Here is an 18,710-nt window from a genome sequence, read left to right on the forward strand (position 1 = left end):
CGGCAGGCGCTCGAAGCCGCTTTGTCAACACGATCAATCCGGCACGATCGCGTCGAAGTCCACCAGGTCGCCCTGTTCGCCGCGCACGTACAGGCGTTTGCGGCGGTGCGGGTAGTCGCAGATGTCTTGCTCGAGCCGCTGGCCGGCGACCAGCAGCACCAGCGGGGCTTCGCCGGTGTTCGTGATCACGTGGGCGGGGCCGTTGCGCGCGAAGCCGAGGAAGTCGCCGGGGCCGATGGCGTGGGCCTGCTCGTCGATCAATGCCTGTCCGTGCCCGGCCAGCACGTAGACGCACTCTTCCTCGTGGTGGTGCCAGTGGTATTCGCTGGAATCGCGGCCCGGCGCCAGTTCGATGCGATGGAATCCGAACTGGGTGAGGCCGGTGGCGTCGCCCAGCGATTTGCGCAGGCGCAGCGCGTTCGGATTCAGTGGGTGGAGGCTGGCCACCGCTTCCATCGCCTCGATGTCGGCGGCCTTCAGCAGTTCGCGGGGCTGGGACATGCGGGTCTCCGGTCGATGGCTGGAAGGGCGGTCAGCGGCGCGGGCGTCGCACGCCCGCACCCAGCGTGGCTATCAGCAGCAGGGTCAGCACGATCTCGATGATCGCCAGCGCGCGTTCGGCCGGCGCGCTCCAGGCCTCGGCCACGCCGTGGCAGAAGTAGAACAGGGCAAGGATGCCGACCCAGAGCAGGGCGCGGCGCGGCTTGCGCAGGGCGGCGAGCGGCAGCAACAACGGGATCAGCGTGATCGCCAGCACCAGCGCCACGGACACGCTCTGCGCTGGCAGCAGCCAGCCGTGCCAGACGAGTTGCAGCGCGGCGAGCGCGGCCCAGGCGGCGAGGCCGAGTTTCTGCTCGATCGGCAGGTCGGCGGCGCTCATGCGCCCGCGGCCAGCTTGCGGGCGGTGTCGGCAAGGCGGCGGCCCAGCGCGCGGGCCAGTTCGCGTTCGTGCTCGCTGATCGCGTTCTCGCCCTTGGCGCCGGCGACGTGGCTGGCGCCGTAAGGCGTGCCGCCGCTGTGCGTGGCGGTGAGCGCGGGCTCGGTGTACGGGATGCCCACGATCAGCATGCCGTGGTGCAGCAGCGGCAAGGCCATCGTCAGCAGGGTGGATTCCTGGCCGCCGTGCATGGTGCTGGTGGAGGTGAACAGCGCGGCGGGCTTGCCCACCAGCGCGCCGCTGGCCCATTCGGCGCCGGTGCCGTCGAGGAAGTGCTTGAGCGGCGCGGCCATGTTGCCGAAGCGGGTGGGGCTGCCCAGCGCGAGGCCGCTGCATTCGACGAGATCCTGCCTCGTTACGTAGGGCGCGCCCTCGTCCGGCACCGGCGGCTGCGCGGTTTCGGTGACCGGCGCCACCGGCGGCACCTGGCGCAGGCGCGCGCGCATGCCCGGCACTTCCTCGATGCCGCGGGCGAGCAGTCGCGCCAACTGCGCGGTGTGGCCGTTGCGGCTGTAGTAGAGCACCAGGATGTCGTTCATGCATTTGGGACGTTTGCGGGCGATGCGCTAGTGTAAGAGCTATCTCTCCATCCGTTCGTCCTGAGCGCAGACCCGCAGGGCCGAAGTCGAAAGGCAGGGAATCCCGAGGCCTGGTGTTTCGACTTCGCGGAACGTCGTTCCGCTACGCTCAACACGAACGCCCCCGATTTTGCGAGCAGCCCATGCAACTGCGCTTCGACCGCGACCGTTTGCACAGTTTCGGCCGCTTCCTGTGGCAGCGCTTCGTCGACGACAAGTGCTTCGAGACCGCGGGCGCGCTGTCTTACACCACTCTGGTGTCGCTGGTGCCGCTGACGGTGGCGCTGCTGACGATGTTCGCGGCGTTCCCGATGTTCGAGACCGCACGCGAGACCCTGCTCAACTTCATGTTCAACAACTTCGTGCCGGCGGCGGGCGAGAAGGTGCAGGAGGCGCTGCTGGCGTTCGCCACGAATGCGCGCAAGCTCACCGGCATCAGCATCCTGGTGATGCTGTTCAGCGCGATCACGATGATGGTGAGCATCGAGGATCGGCTGAACAGGATCTGGCGCGTGCGCCAGCCGCGCGGCTGGGGGCCGCGGCTGCTGCTGTACTGGGCCGCCATCACGCTGGGGCCGATCCTGGTGATGGGTGGCATCGCGCTCACCTCCTACGTCACCGCGGTGCCGATGATCCAGGCCGCGACGGGCCAGCTGGTGAGCGTGGGCCAGCGCCTGCTCGGCCTGCTGCCGTTCGTGGTGACCTTCGTCACGCTGTGGTTGATGTACCTGCTGATCCCGAACTGCCGGGTGTCGCGGCGCAACGCGGCGATCGGCGCGCTGCTGGGCGCGCTGCTGTTCGAGATCGCGCGCTGGGGCTTCGCCCGCTTCGTGCAGCACGCGCAGAGCTACCAGGACATCTACGGCGCGCTGGCGGTGATCCCGATCTTCCTGCTGTGGATCTACCTGTCGTGGATCATCGTGATCCTCGGCGCCTCGATCGCCGCCTCGGTGACGGCGTTCGACTACCAGCCGCCGGCGGAGATGTTGCCGGAGGGTTCGGAATTCCTCGGCCTGCTGGTGGTGTTGCGCCACTTCGTCGAGGCGCAACGGCGCGGCGACAGCGTGGACCCTGCGCTGATCCGCGCCGGCGAGCCGCGACTGTGCAGCGCGCTGGTAGCGGCGTACTTCGATGACCTCGTGCGCGCCGACCTGATCCAGCGCAGCGACGCCGGCGGCTGGCTGCTCAGCCGCAGCCTGGACAGTGCCGACCTGCTGCGCGTGTACCGGCACAGTCACTATCGCCTGCCGCTGCAGCCGGCACAGGAGGCGACGGCGCTGGACCTGCAGCTGCCGCCGGAACTTCTGGCGATGCTGGCCGAGCTGGCCGCGGCCTTGCGCGCGACGCTGGGCGCGCCGCTCGATCACGCCTTTCCGGCCGCGTCCGCGGCCATCAATCCATCGGAGCATTCCGCATGAACAAGTACGCCTGGCTCGCCGCACTGCTGTTGCCGTTTGCCCTGTTGGCCACGGCGCGGGCTGCGATGCCCGCGCATCCCGCGCTTCACGTCACCACGCTGGACGGCAAGCCGTACGACCTCGCCGCCGAGCGCGGGCACTGGGTGATCGTGAACTTCTGGGCCACCTGGTGCGTGCCGTGCGTCAAGGAGATGCCCGAGCTCTCGCACTACGTGGCCACGCACAAGGAGGTGCGCGCGATCGGCCTGGCCTACGAGGACAGCGAGCCGGCCGACATCAAGGCCTTCCTCGCCAAGCATCCGGTGGCGTACCCGGTCGCCCAGGTCACGCTGGACAAGCCGGTGAAGGATTTCGACGAGCCGCGCGGCCTGCCCACCACGTACCTGATCGCGCCCGACGGCACGCTGGCGACGCACTTCATCGGTCCGATCGACGCCGCGAAACTCGACGCGGCGATAGCCAAGGGCAAGCGCTGATGCCGACGGCGCACTTCCTCGTCAGCGGCCGGGTGCAGGGGGTGTGCTACCGCGCCGGCACCCGCGAACAGGCGCTGGCGCTGGGCCTCACCGGCCATGCGAGGAACCTGCCGGACGGCCGCGTCGAAGTGCTCGCTGCGGGCGCGGCCGCAGCGCTCGATGCGCTGGAGCGCTGGTTGTGGCAGGGACCGCCGGCCGCGCGGGTGGACGCGGTCGAACGCATGGAGTTGCCCGAGCAGGCGACCAGCGGTTTCCACATCGGCTAGAACGTATCGGGTACCCACAGCGCCTTGTCGGTGACATGTTCGCGGCCGGGCTTGCCCTTGAGTTTCGGCAACTGCACCGGGCCGACCGTTGCCTCGTGCATCGGCAGCTGCTGCAGCAGATGCCGGATCAGGTTGATCCGGCCACGCTTCTGGTCGTTGAAGTCGACCACGAACCATGGCGCGTGGTCGCGGTGCGTGCGCTCGATCATCACGTCGCGCAGCCGGCCCATCTCCGCATATTTCCGTCGTGCGGCCAGGTCCACGGGCGACAGCTTCCAGCATTTCAGCGGATTGTCGGCGCGTTCGGCGAAGCGCTGCTCCTGCTCGGCCTGATCGACCGCCAGCCAGTATTTGACGAGGATGATGCCGTCGTCGACGAGCAGCTTCTCGAACGCTGGCACCGCATCGAGAAAGGCCTTGTACTGCGCCCTGCTGCAGAAACCCATCGCCGGCTCCACCACGGCGCGGTTGTACCAGCTGCGGTCGAACAGCGCGAACTCGCCGGCGCTCGGCAGGTGGGCGACGTAGCGCTGGAAATACCACTGGGTGGCTTCGGTCTCGCTGGGCTTCGGCAGAGCCACGATGCGGTAGCCGCGGGTGTCCAGGCTCTCGGTGATGGCCTTGATGGCGCCACCCTTGCCGGCGGCGTCGCGGCCCTCGAAGATCACCAGCAGCCGCTTGCCGCTGCTGCGCAGCCCTTGTTCCAGGCGGGTCAGCTCGACCTGGAGTTCCTCCAGGGTTTCGCGGTAGCGCTTGCCCATGTCTGCTCCGCCCGTTGCCGTGGCCGGAGAGACTATACCTGCCGGGCGTCAGGTGCCGCTTCCACTTGCGACCTGTTGCATCACTGCGTAACCACCGGGTCTGCTCCGAGCTCCATCAGCAGGCCGCGTTCACGGACGATGCGCGCCAAATCGCCATGGGTACGGACGCCGGGCTTTTCCATCAGGTTGGCGCGATGGCGGTACAACGTCTTGTCGCTGATGCCGGGATCGACAGCGACGGCTTGGGGAGGGCGGCCGGAGAGCAAGCCGCGCAAGGTTTCGCGCTCGCGCGGTGTCAGGCGGACAGTGTGCGATGTCTGCCCGGTGTCGGGCAGCAAGTCGCTGCTGAACACGATTTCTCCAGTAGCTGCCCGATCAGCCGTTGCATGGATTCCACATCACCTGACTCGCTACAGATCCAGATCCGCAGCCGGTCGCCCGCTGCGATACCTGGCGCTGATGGCCTTGAGCATGCGGCGGAAGTCATTGGCGAAGCCCTGCATGTCGAACAGCGGATTGTTCGCGCGCTGCATGGCGAGGCGCAGGCGCAGCAGGTCGAGCGCGTCGCGATCGTTGCCGTACAGCACGGCGGTGGCGACGAAGGCGGCTTCGTTCTCGCAGACGAGTTCCGGCATGTCCAGGTGATGGAGCAGGCTGGCGGCGACCCGGCCGGCGAAGCCGTGGCCGCGGCAGGTGAGCAGCGGACAACCTGCCCACAGTGCATCGGAAGCGGTGGTGCCTGCGTTGTATGGCAGCGTGTCCAGCAACAGGTCGACATGGTTGTAGCGCGCCAAGTATTCCAGGTGCGGCAGGCGCGGCAGGAAGACCAGCCGCTCCGGCGCGATGCCGGCGGCGATGGCCGCGCCGCGCAGGCGATCGTCCGCGCCTTCCGGGCCGGAGCGCAGCCACAGCACGCTGCCCGGCACCTGCTGCAGGATCTTCATCATCCGCCCGAACGAAGTCGCGTTGAGCTTGTGGCTGCCGTTGAAGCAGGCGAACACGGTGCCGTGCGCGGGCAGGCCGCATTCCGCACGCGCGGGCGGGTGCCGCACGATGCGGGTGACGTCGTTGGGTTGGCAGCAGCGCGGCAGGCGCAGCAGTTTTTCGCGGACGTGGGGACGCAAGCTGTCGGGCAGCATCACGGCATCGGCCAGCAGGTAATCCATCCAGGGCGCGCCCGACGTGCCGGGGCAGGCCAGCCAGTTCACCTGTACCGGCGCGGCGCACAACGCCATCAGGTCCGCACCGTTATTGCCGCCATAGCCGTTGAGGTCGATCAGGATCTCGATGCCGGCCGCGTGGATCCGCCGGGCCGTCTGCACCGGATCGAGCGCCGAGACATCGTGCAAGCGGGCGGCGCTGGCCAGCCGGCGACGGGTAGTGCCGCCGTCGTCCGGCGTCGTGGCGAACAGGTGGAGCTCCAGCGGCCTGCCGGGCAAGGCTTCGATCAGCGCGACCACCAGCAGGCCGGTGGCGTGTTCGTTGAAGCCGTCGGCGACGAAGCCCACGCGTATCGGCATGTCCAGCGCGGGCCGGGGGTGCGTGAAGTCGAGCTGCCGGCGCAGCGGTGCGATCCGTTGCTCGATGGCGGCCGCGCAAGCCTTGGCGGCGCGCAGTTGCACGGCAGGCTCCAGCTCTTCGGCAAGCAGCGCGAACGGGTTGAGGACGGCATGACCCGAGGCCGCCGCCAGCCGCAGGCGTTCGGCCAGCGCGTCCAGTTCGCGCCAGTCGCACAGCCGGCGCCGCAGGAACACCAGCCGGCCCAGCGCCGGGATGTAATTCGGGTCCAGGCGCAGCGCGCGGTCATAGGCGCCGGCGGCGGTTTCGAGCGCGCCCATCCGCTCCAGTATCCGGCCCGCCTCGCAGGGATATTGCGCATTGCCCGGGGCCAGGCGTTCGGCCTGCAACCATGCGTCGAGGGCTTCCCGGGAGCGGCCCTGCATCTGCAGCACCTGCCCGAGCAGGGCGTGGGCGGCATCGGAGGAGGGCGCGAGCTGCAGCGCTTCGCGCACCCGTGCTTCCGCTTGCCGGGCGTGGCCGAGTTGCAGTTCGGCGTCGGCGAGATCCAGGCACAGGCCCGGATGCTGCGGCATGGCTTGCAAGGCCAGGGCGAAGGCCTCGCTGGCTTCCGCATGTCGCGCGGCGGCCATCAGCGCGCTGCCGAGCATTTGCAGGGCCGCGGGATGGTTCGGCGAGCGGTGCAACATGGCGCGCATGCGCTCGATGGCGTCGTCGGCGCGCCCCCCGGACAGCGCAATGGCGGCCAGGCTGCATTGCGTCTCGACGCTTTCGGGTGCCAGTTCCGCCGCGCGGACCAGCGCCATCTGCGCCTCCCTGATGCGCCCCAGTTGCAGGAGAGCGGTGCCGTGCAACCGGACCAGCTCGGCCGCCACGGGATACTGCAGGCGTGCGCCGGCGGCAAGATTCGCGGCGTCGGCGAAGGCGCCGTCCTGCAGCAGGACCGTCAGCCGGTTCAGTACGGCGTTGACATCGGCAAAGGATGTACTGGCCATGGCGCCACGCTAACCGAGCTCGCCAGCGTTGCCAAACGCCGGGGATGGGGGGCAGACAGGCCGGTGCCGCCTGCGCCGGGGTCAATCAGGGCATCCTCAGGCGAGTGCCTTCAGTTCGTCGACCTGGTGCTCGCGGGTGAGCGTGTCGATCAGCTCGTCGAGGTCGCCCTGCATGATCTCGGGCAGGCGGTACAGGGTGAGGTTGACGCGGTGGTCGGTGATGCGGCCCTGCGGGAAGTTGTAGGTGCGGATGCGCTGGCTGCGATCGCCCGAACCCACCTGCAGGCGACGTTCCTGCGCCTGCGCCGCGGCCTGCTTGCCCTGCGCCTCGTCCAGCAGGCGCGCCTGCAGCAGGCTCATCGCGCGGGCGCGGTTCTTGTGCTGGCTGCGTTCGTCCTGGCACTCCACCACCGTTCCCGTGGGCAGATGCGTGATGCGGATCGCCGAGTCGGTCTTGTTGACGTGCTGGCCGCCCGCTCCCGAAGCGCGGAAGGTGTCGACCTTGAGGTCGGCGGGGTTGATCGCGATGGATTCGATTTCGTCCAGCTCGGGCAGGATCGCCACGGTCGCCGCCGAGGTGTGGATGCGCCCCTGCGACTCGGTTTCCGGTACGCGCTGCACACGGTGCGTGCCCGATTCGAACTTCAGCCGCGAATACGCGCCCTTGCCCTCGACACGCGCCACGATCTCCTTGTAGCCGCCGTGCTCGCCCGCGTGCTCGCTGAGGATTTCCACCTGCCAGCGCCTGCGTTCGGCATAGCGCACGTACATGCGGAACAGGTCGCCCGCGAAGATCGCCGCCTCGTCGCCGCCGGTGCCGGCGCGCACTTCGAGGTACAGGTTCGCCTCGTCGCGCGGGTCCTTCGGCAGCAGCAGGAGCTGCAGCTCGCCGTCGAGTTCGGTCAGGCGGCTTTCCAGCCGCGCGATGTCGTCGGCGGCCATCTCGGCGAGTTCGGGGTCATCGGTCATCGCGCGCGCATCGGCCAGCTCGCGCACGGCGCCTTCGTGCTCGCGCAGCGCGGCCACCACCGGTTCCAGTTGGGCGTACTCGCGCGACAGCTCGCGAAAGCGCGTGCCATCGGCCAGCACGTCGGGCTGGGCCAGCAGCAGGCCGACCTCCTCGTGGCGTTCGGCAAGGGTTTCGAGTTTGCGGCGGATGGATGGCGTCATGGAGTCGTCGGTTGCGTGCGTAGGAGCGCACCCTGTGCGCGATTGCTCCTGGCTTCGATCGAAGCGCAAGGCATTCGCGCACAGGGTGCGCTCCTACAGGTCAGGGTCTTGCGGATCGAGGTCGTACAACCGCCCCGCCGCATGCAGCAGGTCCAGGTCGCCCGATAGCACGGCTTCGCGCAGGCGCGCGCTGGGGTGGTGCAGCAGCTTGTTCGTGAGCGTGTGGGCGAGGAAGCCCAGCGCCTCGTCGGGCGACTTGCCGCGGGCGAGCATGGCGCGGGCCTTCTCCAGCACCTCGTCGCGATAGACCTCGGCGTGCTGGCGCAGGTCCAGCGCGGGGTTGCGCAGGCCGAGCGCGCGGCGCCAGGCCATGTAGCGGTCCACCTGCAGGTCGATGATGGCGTCGGCCTCGCGGGCGGCGGCGACGCGCGAGCGGCGGTTGTCGTCGATCACCTGCTGCAGGTCGTCGATGCCGTACAGGTACACGTCGGGCAACCCGGCCACCGCGGGTTCGATGTCGCGCGGCACCGCGATGTCCACCATGAACATCGGCTTGCGCCGGCGCGCGGCCAGTGCCTGCTCGACCATCGCACGGGTGACGACGGGCTGGCGCGCGGCGGTGGAGGCGATCACCACGTCGGCCTCGGCGAGGTGCTGCGGCAGGTCGGCCAGCGCGATCGCGTAGCCGCCGTAGCGGCCGGCGAGGTCTTGCGCGGTCTCCAGCGTGCGGTTCGCCACGATCAGCCGGCGCGCCTGCTTGTCGGCGAGGTGGCGCGCGGCCAGCTCGATGGTGTCGCCGGCGCCGATCAGCAGCACGCAGGCCTCGCGCAGGTCGGCGAACACCTGCTCGGCGAGGCGCACCGCGGTGAACGCCACCGACACGGTGTGCGCGCCGATGCGGGTTTCCGTGCGCACCCGCTTGGCCACGGCGAAGGTGTGCTGCAGCAGGCGGTCCAGCGGCGCCTTCAGCGTGTGCGCGTCGCGCGCGAGCTGGTAGGCGTCCTTCACCTGGCCGAGGATCTGCGGTTCGCCCAGCACCATCGAATCCAGCCCGGTGGCGACGCGGAACAGGTGGCGCGCCGCGTCCTGCTCGTCGTGGCGGTACAGGAACTCGTCCAGCTTGCCGGGAGTCAGACGGTGGTGGCGGCTCAGCCACGCCAGCGGCAGTTGCTCGGCGCCGGCGGCCACGCCCACGTACAGCTCGGTGCGGTTGCAGGTGGACAGGATCATCGCCTCCTCCACGCCGGGTTCCTGCTGCAGTTCGTGCAGGGCGGCGGCGGTGGCTTCGGGGTCGAACGCCACCTGTTCGCGCAGGGTGACCGGCGCGGTGAGGTGGTTGAGCCCGAGGGCGATCAGCGGCATGGTGTGGCGAATCTTCCGGCGTGGGTCTGGCGGCGTAGGCTAAGCTTGTCGTCGAGGCGCCGTGGATACGGACACGGTCGTGGCGTGTTGGGCAGACGGACGGACAGACGGTGGTCAGTGTGCGAAGCAGGCGTTGCGGATTCAAGCAGATGCGGCATTTTACGGCAGCCGCGACGCTGATGCTCGGGCTGGTCGGCTGCGCCCAGGCGCCGCTGAAACCGGCCGCCAAATCGGCGGCGGCCGCGGCCCAGCCGCTGGCGCGGATGACGGTGGTGACGCCGGACGAGGATCACGACCTGCTCGCGCAGTTGCTGGCCGGCGAAATGGCGCTGGGCCACAGTGATCTGAAGACTGCCGCCGTCCATTACGGCAAGGCGATGGCGCTGGGCGACGATCCCGCGGTAGCCGAGCGTGCCGCGATGCTGGCGATCGCGACGCGCGACGATGCGGCTGCCGCACGTGCGCTGGACCGCTGGCAGGCGCTGGGCGCGAAGCCCGCGGCGATGGCGCAGGCGCGGGCCCAGCTCGCGCTGAACCGCGGCGACACCGCCGAGGCGCGGCGCCAGCTGGAGATCCTCGTCGGCAGCCACGACAAGAACGCCTGGCGCGAATTCGGCCAGGTGCTGCTGGGTGCGCGCGACCAGGCCCAGGCCGGGCAGCTGCTGGAAGCGCTGGCCACGCCGCAGCGCCTGCCTGCCGACCCGCAGGCTTGGCTGGCGATGAGCGAACTGGGCGACAAGCTGGGCCGCCATGCCTACGCGCAGCGCATCGCGGACGCCGCGCTGGCGCGCTTCCGCAACAACGCCGAGGTGTATGCCTGGGCGGCGCAAATGAAGGCGCGCAACGGCGACGCCAAGGGCGCGCGCGCGCTGCTGCAGCAGGCGATCGCCAAGGCGCCCGACAACGTGCACCTGCGCCTGGTCTACGCCAGCATGCTCAGCGAGTCCGGCGACTACGCGGGAGCCGCGAAGCTGCTCGACCACGGCCCGCAGGACGCCAACACCTACCAACTGCGCGCCGCACTGGCCGCGCGCAGCAACGACACCAAGGCGCTGGCGGCGCTGTATCGTCAACTGCAGCAGGCCGCGCCGGACGTGCGCGAGCAGAACGCCTTCCTGCTCGGGCAGCTGGCCGAGATGCAGCACCACGAGACCGAGGCGCTGGCCTGGTACGGCCAGGTCGGCGACGACGATCCGCATGCCTTCGACGCCGACCTGCGCAGCGCCGTGCTGCTGCAGGCACAGGGCAAGAGCGCCGCGGCGCACGAGCTGCTGGGCCAAATGCAGCTGGACTACCTCGACCAGCCGGCCCAGCTGCGCCAGGCCTGGCAGCTCGACGCCGAGCTCTACATGCGCGAACAGCACTACGTGCAGGCGATCAACGCGTTCACCCGCGCGCTGCAGGTGGTGCCGAACGACCCGGGCCTGCTGTACGGCCGCGGCTTGGCCTACGCCGAGGTCGGCCAGACCGATCTCGCGGTGCAGGATTTCCGCAGCCTGCTCAAGCTCAAGCCCGACGACATCGACGCCAGCAACGCGCTGGGCTACACCCTGGTCGACGCGAACCGCGACCTGCCCGAGGCGGAGCAGCTGATCGCGAAAGCGCGCGCGGCGCGGCCGAACGATCCGGCGATCGCCGATTCCTGGGGCTGGCTGCAGTACCGGCTCGGCCATCTCGACCAGGCGGTGCAGTCGCTGCGCGGCGCGTGGCAGGCGGGCAAGGATGCCGATGTCGGCGTGCATCTGGGCGAGGCGCTGTGGGCGCAAGGCAACCACGCGGACGCGCGGCACGTGTTCGACGAGGTGCGCAAGATCGATCCGCACAACGCCAGCCTGCAAAGCGTGCTGAAGCGGCTCCATCCATGAGGTTCCGTCACCGACTCCTCGCGGCGGCGCTGCCGCTGCTGCTCGCCGCCTGCGCGCCGCAGCTCGTGCGCATCAAGGGCGATGCCGCCCTGCTGAATGCGCAGGCCGCGCGCGAACACGTGCTGGCGCACACCGATCACTGGACGCTGGAAGGGCGGTTGGGCGTCTCCGACGGCCACACCGGCGGCAGCGGCGGTTTCACCTGGACCCAGGACGGCGACAGCTACCGCTTCGTGTTCCGCACGCCGATCACCGGCCGCAGCTTCGAGCTCAGCGGCGGCCCCGATGGCGCCCTGCTCGAAGGGCTGGACGGCGGCCCGCTGCGGGGCACCGATGCCGAGGCCTTGATGCGCCGAGCGTTGGGCTGGGAAGTGCCGCTGCACGACCTGCGCGCCTGGGTGCTGGGACTGCGCGCGGACAGCGGCCCGGCCGAGCTGGCGTTCGGCGACAACCAGCTGCCTTCGCTGCTCACCCAGGACGGCTGGACGGTGGATTACCGCGCCTGGGACACCGCGCGCCAGCCCGCGCTGCCCACCACGATCTTCGCCGCGCGGCCGCCGTACAAGGTGCGCCTGTCGGTGGAGAACTGGACGATCCGCTAGACTGCGCGGCCGATTCCTCGCGACGGCCGCTGCGGTTTCCGCGCATGAGCTTCAGCATCGTTCCCGCCCGCCTCGACCAGGCCGACACGCTGTGCGACATCGAGCGCGCGGCGCAGGAGCTGTTCCGTGGCCATCCCGCGTGGCCGTCGTATGCCGCCGCGACCATGGATGCGCAGGCGCTGGCTGAAGCGATCGGCGCGGGCCGCGTGTGGGTGGCGCTGGACGAGGATGGTTGCGCCGTGGGCTTCGTGGGCGTGGCAATCGAGGACGGCGAGGTCGGCATTGCCGAGATCGACGTGCTGCCCAGCCACGGCCGGCGCGGCATCGGTGCGGCGTTGCTGGAGCACGCCTGCATGTGGGCGGCCGAGTCGGGCTATCCGTCCGTGGTGCTGGGCACGTTGTCCGACGTGCCGTGGAACGCGCCGTTCTATGCTCGCCACGGTTTCGAGCCGATCGCGCCGCGCGACTACACGCCGGCGCTGGTGGAGCACGCCGAGAGCGATCGTGAGCGCGGGTTCCCGACGCATCTGCGGGTCTTCATGCGGCGCCGCCTGCAGTCATCGCCTGCCGGTTGGACGCGCTGGCCGGCGCCGGCCAAGCTCAACCTGTTCCTGCGCATCACCGGCCGCCGCGACGACGGTTACCACGAGCTGCAGACCGTGTTCCGCCTGCTGGACTGGGGCGACGAACTGCGCCTGCGCGTGCGCGCGGACGGGGCGATCCGCCGCCTCACCGACGTCCCCGGCGTGCCGGCCGAAAGCGATCTGATGGTGCGCGCCGCACGGTTGTTGCAGGAGCACGCGGGCAGCGCGCTCGGTGCCGAGATCGAGTTGGACAAGCGTATCCCGATGGGTGGCGGCCTCGGTGGCGGCAGCTCGGACGCGGCCACCGTGCTGGTGGCGCTGAACCAGCTGTGGCGCTGCGGCTTGGATGAAGACACGTTGGCCGAGCTGGGTCGGCAACTGGGCGCCGACGTGCCGGTGTTCGTGCGCGGCCGCTCGGCCTGGGCCGAGGGCGTGGGCGAGCGGCTCACCCCGCTGGCGCTGCCGCGGCGGCACTACGTGGTGCTCGATCCGCACGCCCACGTGCCTACCGCGGCGCTGTTTCAAGCGCCTGAATTGACACGAAATGCGCCCCCGGCGACAATTTCATCCTTTGTTTCGGGCGAAACGACGGAAAATGCCTTCACACCGGTGGTGCGCGAGCGCCATCCCGGCGTGGCGGCGGCGCTGGACTGGCTGGGCCGCCACGGGGCGGCAAGGCTTTCCGGCAGCGGCGGCTGCGTGTTCCTGGAGCTGCGCACGCTGGAACAGGCACAGGCCATCGCGGCTCGCTGCCCGCCGGAGTTCACGGCCCACGTGGCCACTGGCGTCGCGGTTTCGCCCTTGCTTGAAGCCCTGGGCCGCCACGAAGGCGGCCCGCACCGACCCTGAGCGTCGGAGGAACCCCCGGCGAGCCATGGATGGCTCGTGCGGAGACCGCCATGGGATGGCGGCTCTCCGGGATCGATAACGGCGGTCTGCATTTTTGCCGCTGCGAACGGAAGTGCTGTCAGGCGAGCCAGGGAGGCTTGCAAGTTGCCGGTCACGCAAGCGACCGACAACGAAATCAATACTGGGGCGTCGCCAAGCTGGTTAAGGCACGGGATTTTGATTCCCGCATGCGCAGGTTCGAATCCTGCCGCCCCAGCCATCCAGCAGCAGTTGCAGGTTACCGAGGAACGCAAGCGTGGACAGGTCCAGCCCGATGATGCTGTTTACCGGCAAGGCGCACCCCGCATTGGCGGAGGACGTCGCGCATCGCCTCGGCGTGCCGCTGGGCAAGGCGCTGGTCAGCACCTTCAGCGACGGCGAGGTGCAGATCGAGATCGAGGAGAACGTCCGCAACCAGGACGTGTTCGTGCTGCAGCCCACTGGCGCGCCGAGCGCGAAGAACCTGGTCGAGCTGCTGGCGTTGGCCGACGCGCTGAAGCGCGCCTCCGCCGCCAGCGTCACCGCGGTGATCCCGTACTTCGGCTATGCGCGGCAGGACCGTCGCCCGCGCTCGGCGCGCGTGCCGATCACCGCGAAGCTGGTGGCGAAACTGATCAGCACCGCCGGCGTCGACCGCGTGCTCACGGTGGACCTGCATGCCGAGCAGATCCAGGGCTTCTTCGACATCCCGGTGGACAACGTCTACGCCTCGCCGGTGCTGCTGGCCGACATCTGGCGCCACTTCAGCATGGACGACATGATCGTGGTGAGCCCGGACGTGGGCGGCGTGGTGCGCGCCCGCGCGCTGGCCAAGCGGCTGGACGACGCGGACCTCGCAATCATCGACAAGCGTCGCCCGAAGGCGAACGTGGCCACGGTGATGAACATCATCGGCGACGTGGCGGGCAAGACCTGCGTGATGGTGGACGACATCGTCGACACCGCCGGCACGCTGTGCGCCGCGGCCGCGGCGCTGAAGGAGCGCGGCGCGAAGAAGGTGGTGGCCTATTGCGTGCACCCGGTGCTGTCCGGCGCGGCGATGCGCAACCTGGAGAACTCCCAGCTCGACCAGCTGGTGGTCACCAACACGCTGCCGTTGAGTCCCGAGGCGCAGGCCTGCGCGAAGATCCGCCAGCTCTCGGTGGCCGAGCTGCTGGCCGAGACGATCCGCCGCATCGCCTTCGGCGAGTCGGTGAGTTCGCTGTACGTGGATTGATTCCGTCGCGGCGGTCAGACCGTCACGACAACCAACGGCTTTTCTGGTCGCGGAAAAGTCGAACAGCCGCCGCGAGGCGGTTCTCCAAACCAAGGTAGTACCGAAATGGCACAGACTCATGAAATCAAGGCCGAAAGCCGCAAGGACGAGGGGAAGGGTGCGAGCCGCCGCCTGCGTCGCGCGAGCTTCGTTCCGGCCGTCGTCTATGGTGCGGGCCAGCCCGCGCAGAGCATCCAGATCGAGCACAACACCATCCTGCTCGCCGCCAAGCACGAGTGGTTCTTCTCCTCCGTGCTCGACCTGAACGTCGACGGCAAGGTGCAGAAGGTGCTGGTGCGTGACTGGCAGAAGCATCCGTTCAAGCAGCAGATGATGCACATGGACTTCCTGCGCATCGACGAGAACGCCAAGCTGCGCGTGAACGTGCCGCTGCACTTCCTGAACCAGGAGAAGTCCGACGCCGCCAAGACCTCCGGCGTGGTGATCTCGCACAACCTGACGGAAGTGGAAGTCTCCTGCCTGCCGCGGGATCTGCCCGAGTTCATCGAGCTGGACCTGGCCGGCCTCAAGCCCGGCGACATCGTGCACCTCTCGCAGGTGAAGCTGCCGAAGGGCGTGGAGAGCGTGGCGCTGCACCTGGGCGCCGACCACGACATGACCGTGGTCACCGCGAACACGATGAAGGAAGAGGTCGAGGAAGCGCCGGCCGATGCCGCCGCCGCGACCGAGGCTGCGCCGGCCGCAGCCGCCGCGCCGGCCAAGGACGCCAAGAAGTAAGCCGCTGCGGCCCGCGCCCCGACGGGTGCGGGCCGCACGCTTGCTGGCCGTCATGGCAGGTCTCAGGCTCATCGTCGGACTGGGCAATCCCGGTGCCGAATACCTCCGAACCCGGCACAACGCCGGGTTCTGGTTTGTGGACGCCCTCGTGGCGGGGCAGGGTGCGCGCTGGGGCTTCGACGGCAAGCTGCACGGCGAGACCTGCAAGCTGCGCATCGGCGGCGAGAGCGTGTGGCTGCTCAAGCCCGCTACTTTCATGAACAAGAGCGGCATCGCGGTGGCATCCGCGCTGCGCTACTACAAGATCGAGCCTGCGGAATGTCTGGTCGCCCATGACGACCTGGACCTTCCCGCCGGCACCACGCGGCTGAAGTTCGACGGCGGCCACGGCGGCCAGAACGGCTTGCGCGACATCGTCGCCCATCTGGGCCACGGCAAGTTCCACCGTCTGCGCCTGGGCATCGGCCACCCCGGCCACAAGGACCAGGTCACCTCGTGGGTGCTGGGCCGGCCCTCGGCGCCGGACGAGGACGCGATCCTCGACGGCATCGCCCGCGCGCTGGACGTGCTGCCGCTGGCCGTGGACGGCCAGTTCGACAAGGCGATGCAGAAATTGCATACCGTCGATGACAAGTAGGTTTTTATGACGTCATTCCCGCGAAAGCGGGAATCCACCTTAGCTTTGGGCCGGCAACCGGTCCCATGGATTCCCGCTTTCGCGGGAATGACGCCCTGAACAGCACATACCGGAGTACCCCATGGGCATCAAATGCGGCATCGTCGGCCTGCCCAACGTCGGCAAGTCCACCCTGTTCAACGCGCTCACCAAGGCCGGCATCGCCGCGGCGAACTTCCCGTTCTGCACCATTGAGCCCAATGTCGGCGTGGTGCCGGTGCCCGACCCGCGGCTCAATGCGCTGGCGGCCATCGTCAACCCGCAGAAGGTGATCCCGACGGCGGTGGAGTTCGTCGACATCGCCGGCCTGGTCGCCGGCGCCTCGAAGGGCGAGGGTCTGGGCAACAAGTTCCTGGCGCACATTCGCGAGGTGGATGCGATCGCCCACGTGGTGCGCTGCTTCGAGCACGGCGACATCGTGCACGTGGCCGGCAAGGTCGATCCCATCGCCGACATCGAAACCATCGACACCGAGCTGGCGCTGGCCGACCTGGAGTCGGTGGAGAAAGCGCTGAACCGCGCCGAGCGCGCCGCCAAGGCGAACGACAAGGAAGCGCTGGCGAAGAAACCGGTGCTGCAGAAGCTCGCCGCCACGCTCAACGAGGGCCGGTCCGCGCGCAGCGCGAAGCTGGACGAGGAGGAAAAGGCGCTGGTGCGCGACCTGTTCCTGCTCACCCTGAAGCCGCTGATGTACATCGCGAACGTGCTGGAAGACGGCTTCGAGAACAATCCGCACCTCGATGCCGTGCGTGCCCGTGCCGCCGAAGAGGGTGCCGAGGTGGTGCCGGTGTGCGCCGCCATCGAGGAGGAGCTGGCCCAGCTCGACGACGCCGACCGCGACGAGTTCCTCAAGGACCTGGGCCTGGACGAGCCCGGCCTCAACCGCGTGATCCGTGCCGGCTACAAGCTGCTCGACCTGCAGACCTACTTCACTGCCGGCGTGAAGGAAGTGCGTGCCTGGACGATCAAGCGCGGTTTTACCGCGCCGCAGGCCGCAGGCGTGATCCACACCGACTTCGAGCGCGGCTTCATCCGTGCCGAGACGGTGGGCTACGACGATTTCATCCAGTACAAGGGTGAGCAAGGCGCGGCGCAGGCCGGCCGCCTGCGCAAGGAAGGCAAGGACTACGTGGTCAAGGACGGCGACGTGCTGCACTTCCTGTTCAACGTCTGAGTCGATCTTGCACGGGCGGCACGCTGCGTTGCCGCGAGATCCATGCGAGGATGCGCGCCACTCGGCAATGCGGAGTGGCGCATGGCGGAAATGCTGCTGCGGATTCGGTTGGGACGTCCCGAAGACGCCCGCGCGGTGAGTGTGCTGGTGCGCCGCGTGACGCGGCGCTGGATCGTGCCCGACCAGCCGCGCGAGGCGGGCCTGGCGCTGCTTTCGCGGCAGGGGACGGCGGACCAGCGACAACGCATGGCCGAAGGCCATCGTTTCCATCTCGCCTGGCTCGGTGGCACCTTGGTGGGCGTGGTGGCCATGCGTGATGACAGCCATCTCACCCAGCTCTTCGTCGGCACCCGCCACCACGGGCGCGGCATCGCGCGGCGCCTGTGGCAACGCGCGATGGCCGACGCGGTGCGTCGCGCCGGCACGCGTCGCTTCACGCTCAACGCCTCGCGCTGCGCGGTGCCGGCCTATCGCCGGCTGGGTTTCGTGGCCACCGGGCCGGAGCGGTTTTCGCCGAACGGCGTGCTCACCACGCCGATGTTGCTGGAATGCGCGCCAGCCCGATGCCAGCGGGCATAATGCTGCTTCCCCAGTTTCAGCAACCGAGGCGCGCATGCCAGGCCAGCAGCACGAAGTCACGTTCCGCTTCCTCGCCCAGCCCACCGACGTCAATTTCGGCGGCAAGGTGCACGGCGGCATGGCGATGAAGTGGATCGACCAGGCCGGCTACGCCTGCGCGGTGGCGTGGAGCGGGGCGTACTGCGTCACCGCCTCGGTCAGCGGCATCCAGTTCGTGGCGCCGATCCTGATCGGCGACCTGGTCACGGTGCGTGCGCGGCTGATCCACACCGGCAGCAGCAGCATGCACATGGCGGTGGACGTGCTGGCCAGCGACTTGCGCAAGGACGAGCGGCGCCTGGCGACCAGCTGCGTGATGGTGTTCGTGGCGCTGGACGCGCCGGACGGCAAGCCCACCCCGGTGCCGCGCTGGGAGCCGCGCGACGACGCCGAACGCCAGCTGCAGGCGCATGCGCGGCGGTTGCAGGAGCTGTCGCGCGAGATGGGGCAACTGGTGGATGCGCGGGGCGGCGAAAACCGTCGCGATCAGGGCTGAAAACCCGTTGCGAATCGCGCTTGCGCGCGCCGAAGGGTGTTGACAGTCGACGGGTCGATCCACACAATACGCGTTCTTTGTTGGAGGGATACCCAAGCGGCCAACGGGGGCAGACTGTAAATCTGCTGGCTTACGCCTTCGGTGGTTCGAATCCACCTCCCTCCACCAGTCGACTCGCGAAAGATTGCGATTGGGCTGGTTCGTCGAGTCGGCCTGGCCGATCCGGCAACGGGCTCCGCGCAGGGCGGGAGTAGTTCAATGGTAGAACCTCAGCCTTCCAAGCTGATGGTGCGGGTTCGATTCCCGTCTCCCGCTCCATTGATCCCGTCGTTT

General features: G+C 69.1%; 20 protein-coding genes and 3 tRNA genes. 15 read left to right on the top strand and 8 right to left on the bottom strand.

Annotation, left to right across the window (positions count from 1 at the left end):
* Positions 1-33: 33 nt before the first annotated feature.
* Genes AB7878_RS13000 through wrbA form a run of 3 tightly spaced genes read right to left on the bottom strand, consistent with a single transcriptional unit; the run spans position 34 to position 1,476 of the window.
* Positions 34-501, bottom strand: a complete 468-nt coding sequence (locus AB7878_RS13000; protein WP_369494778.1) for a cupin domain-containing protein — start codon at positions 499-501, stop codon at positions 34-36.
* 31 nt (positions 502-532) lie between these two features.
* The gene (locus AB7878_RS13005) at positions 533-880 is read right to left on the bottom strand and encodes a DUF2069 domain-containing protein (RefSeq protein ID WP_369494779.1); all 348 of its coding nucleotides are present in this window, start codon (positions 878-880) and stop codon (positions 533-535) included.
* Positions 877-1,476 (bottom strand): NAD(P)H:quinone oxidoreductase, encoded by a 600-nt coding sequence (wrbA, locus tag AB7878_RS13010; RefSeq protein WP_369494780.1) that lies wholly within the window; start codon positions 1,474-1,476, stop codon positions 877-879. Before wrbA ends, AB7878_RS13005 begins: the two co-directional genes overlap by 4 nt.
* 182 nt (positions 1,477-1,658) lie before the next feature.
* Here wrbA and AB7878_RS13015 point away from each other — a divergent pair, with 182 nt between their 5' ends.
* The 3 genes from AB7878_RS13015 to AB7878_RS13025 are packed head-to-tail and all read left to right on the top strand — an operon-like array spanning position 1,659 to position 3,675.
* Positions 1,659-2,933, top strand: coding sequence for a YihY family inner membrane protein (locus tag AB7878_RS13015; RefSeq protein WP_369494781.1), 1,275 nt, complete (start codon positions 1,659-1,661; stop codon positions 2,931-2,933).
* Positions 2,930-3,409 carry a TlpA family protein disulfide reductase gene (locus AB7878_RS13020; RefSeq protein ID WP_369494782.1) on the top strand — a complete coding sequence of 160 codons (480 nt, stop codon included), beginning with the start codon at positions 2,930-2,932 and terminating at the stop codon, positions 3,407-3,409. The genes AB7878_RS13015 and AB7878_RS13020 overlap by 4 nt, the downstream gene beginning before the upstream one ends.
* Complete coding sequence (locus AB7878_RS13025) at positions 3,409-3,675, top strand: acylphosphatase (protein WP_369494783.1); 267 nt, start codon at positions 3,409-3,411, stop codon at positions 3,673-3,675. Before AB7878_RS13020 ends, AB7878_RS13025 begins: the two co-directional genes overlap by 1 nt.
* On the opposite strand, the gene ppk2 is transcribed toward AB7878_RS13025, so the two are convergent.
* From ppk2 to hemA, 5 genes are all read right to left on the bottom strand, one after another.
* On the bottom strand, positions 3,672-4,436 hold the full coding sequence (gene ppk2 / locus AB7878_RS13030; protein ID WP_369494784.1) for a polyphosphate kinase 2: 765 nt from the start codon (positions 4,434-4,436) through the stop codon (positions 3,672-3,674). The genes AB7878_RS13025 and ppk2 overlap by 4 nt on opposite strands.
* A gap of 80 nt (positions 4,437-4,516) precedes the next feature.
* Positions 4,517-4,789, bottom strand: a complete 273-nt coding sequence (locus tag AB7878_RS13035; RefSeq protein WP_369494785.1) for a LuxR C-terminal-related transcriptional regulator — start codon at positions 4,787-4,789, stop codon at positions 4,517-4,519.
* A 57-nt stretch (positions 4,790-4,846) separates the two neighbouring features.
* Complete coding sequence (locus AB7878_RS13040) at positions 4,847-6,949, bottom strand: O-linked N-acetylglucosamine transferase, SPINDLY family protein (RefSeq protein WP_369494786.1); 2,103 nt, start codon at positions 6,947-6,949, stop codon at positions 4,847-4,849.
* Positions 6,950-7,045: 96 nt separating this feature from the next.
* A complete protein-coding gene (prfA, locus tag AB7878_RS13045; RefSeq protein WP_369494787.1) occupies positions 7,046-8,119 on the bottom strand; it encodes a peptide chain release factor 1 in 1,074 nt (357 codons plus the stop codon).
* A gap of 93 nt (positions 8,120-8,212) precedes the next feature.
* Positions 8,213-9,481, bottom strand: a complete 1,269-nt coding sequence (hemA, locus tag AB7878_RS13050; RefSeq protein ID WP_369494788.1) for a glutamyl-tRNA reductase — start codon at positions 9,479-9,481, stop codon at positions 8,213-8,215.
* Positions 9,482-9,630: 149 nt separating this feature from the next.
* Here hemA and AB7878_RS13055 point away from each other — a divergent pair, with 149 nt between their 5' ends.
* The 12 genes from AB7878_RS13055 (at position 9,631) to AB7878_RS13110 (ending at position 18,695) form a co-directional block, all read left to right on the top strand.
* The gene (locus AB7878_RS13055) at positions 9,631-11,346 is read left to right on the top strand and encodes a tetratricopeptide repeat protein (protein WP_369494789.1); all 1,716 of its coding nucleotides are present in this window, start codon (positions 9,631-9,633) and stop codon (positions 11,344-11,346) included.
* A complete protein-coding gene (lolB, locus tag AB7878_RS13060; RefSeq protein WP_369494790.1) occupies positions 11,343-11,948 on the top strand; it encodes a lipoprotein insertase outer membrane protein LolB in 606 nt (201 codons plus the stop codon). Before AB7878_RS13055 ends, lolB begins: the two co-directional genes overlap by 4 nt.
* Positions 11,949-11,992: 44 nt before the next feature.
* The gene (ispE, locus tag AB7878_RS13065) at positions 11,993-13,381 is read left to right on the top strand and encodes a 4-(cytidine 5'-diphospho)-2-C-methyl-D-erythritol kinase (protein ID WP_369494791.1); all 1,389 of its coding nucleotides are present in this window, start codon (positions 11,993-11,995) and stop codon (positions 13,379-13,381) included.
* A 182-nt stretch (positions 13,382-13,563) separates the two neighbouring features.
* Positions 13,564-13,640 (top strand) — tRNA-Gln (locus AB7878_RS13070).
* Between the two features lie 57 nt (positions 13,641-13,697).
* The gene (locus tag AB7878_RS13075; protein ID WP_439653827.1) at positions 13,698-14,636 is read left to right on the top strand and encodes a ribose-phosphate diphosphokinase; all 939 of its coding nucleotides are present in this window, start codon (positions 13,698-13,700) and stop codon (positions 14,634-14,636) included.
* Positions 14,637-14,741: 105 nt separating this feature from the next.
* Positions 14,742-15,413, top strand: coding sequence for a 50S ribosomal protein L25/general stress protein Ctc (locus AB7878_RS13080; RefSeq protein ID WP_369494792.1), 672 nt, complete (start codon positions 14,742-14,744; stop codon positions 15,411-15,413).
* 52 nt (positions 15,414-15,465) lie between these two features.
* Entirely contained in the window at positions 15,466-16,050 is a 585-nt protein-coding gene (pth, locus tag AB7878_RS13085) for an aminoacyl-tRNA hydrolase (RefSeq protein ID WP_369494793.1), read from the top strand.
* 121 nt (positions 16,051-16,171) lie between these two features.
* Positions 16,172-17,263 (top strand): redox-regulated ATPase YchF, encoded by a 1,092-nt coding sequence (gene ychF / locus AB7878_RS13090; RefSeq protein WP_077481269.1) that lies wholly within the window; start codon positions 16,172-16,174, stop codon positions 17,261-17,263.
* An 81-nt stretch (positions 17,264-17,344) separates the two neighbouring features.
* Complete coding sequence (locus AB7878_RS13095) at positions 17,345-17,842, top strand: GNAT family N-acetyltransferase (RefSeq protein WP_369494794.1); 498 nt, start codon at positions 17,345-17,347, stop codon at positions 17,840-17,842.
* Between the two features lie 34 nt (positions 17,843-17,876).
* Positions 17,877-18,377 carry an acyl-CoA thioesterase gene (locus AB7878_RS13100; RefSeq protein ID WP_369494795.1) on the top strand — a complete coding sequence of 167 codons (501 nt, stop codon included), beginning with the start codon at positions 17,877-17,879 and terminating at the stop codon, positions 18,375-18,377.
* An 82-nt stretch (positions 18,378-18,459) separates the two neighbouring features.
* Positions 18,460-18,545, top strand: a tRNA-Tyr gene (locus tag AB7878_RS13105).
* 76 nt (positions 18,546-18,621) lie between these two features.
* Positions 18,622-18,695 (top strand) — tRNA-Gly (locus AB7878_RS13110).
* The last annotated feature ends 15 nt before the right edge of the window (positions 18,696-18,710 follow it).

Source organism: Rhodanobacter humi (genome assembly GCF_041107455.1).
Classification (GTDB): Bacteria; Pseudomonadota; Gammaproteobacteria; order Xanthomonadales; family Rhodanobacteraceae; genus Rhodanobacter_A.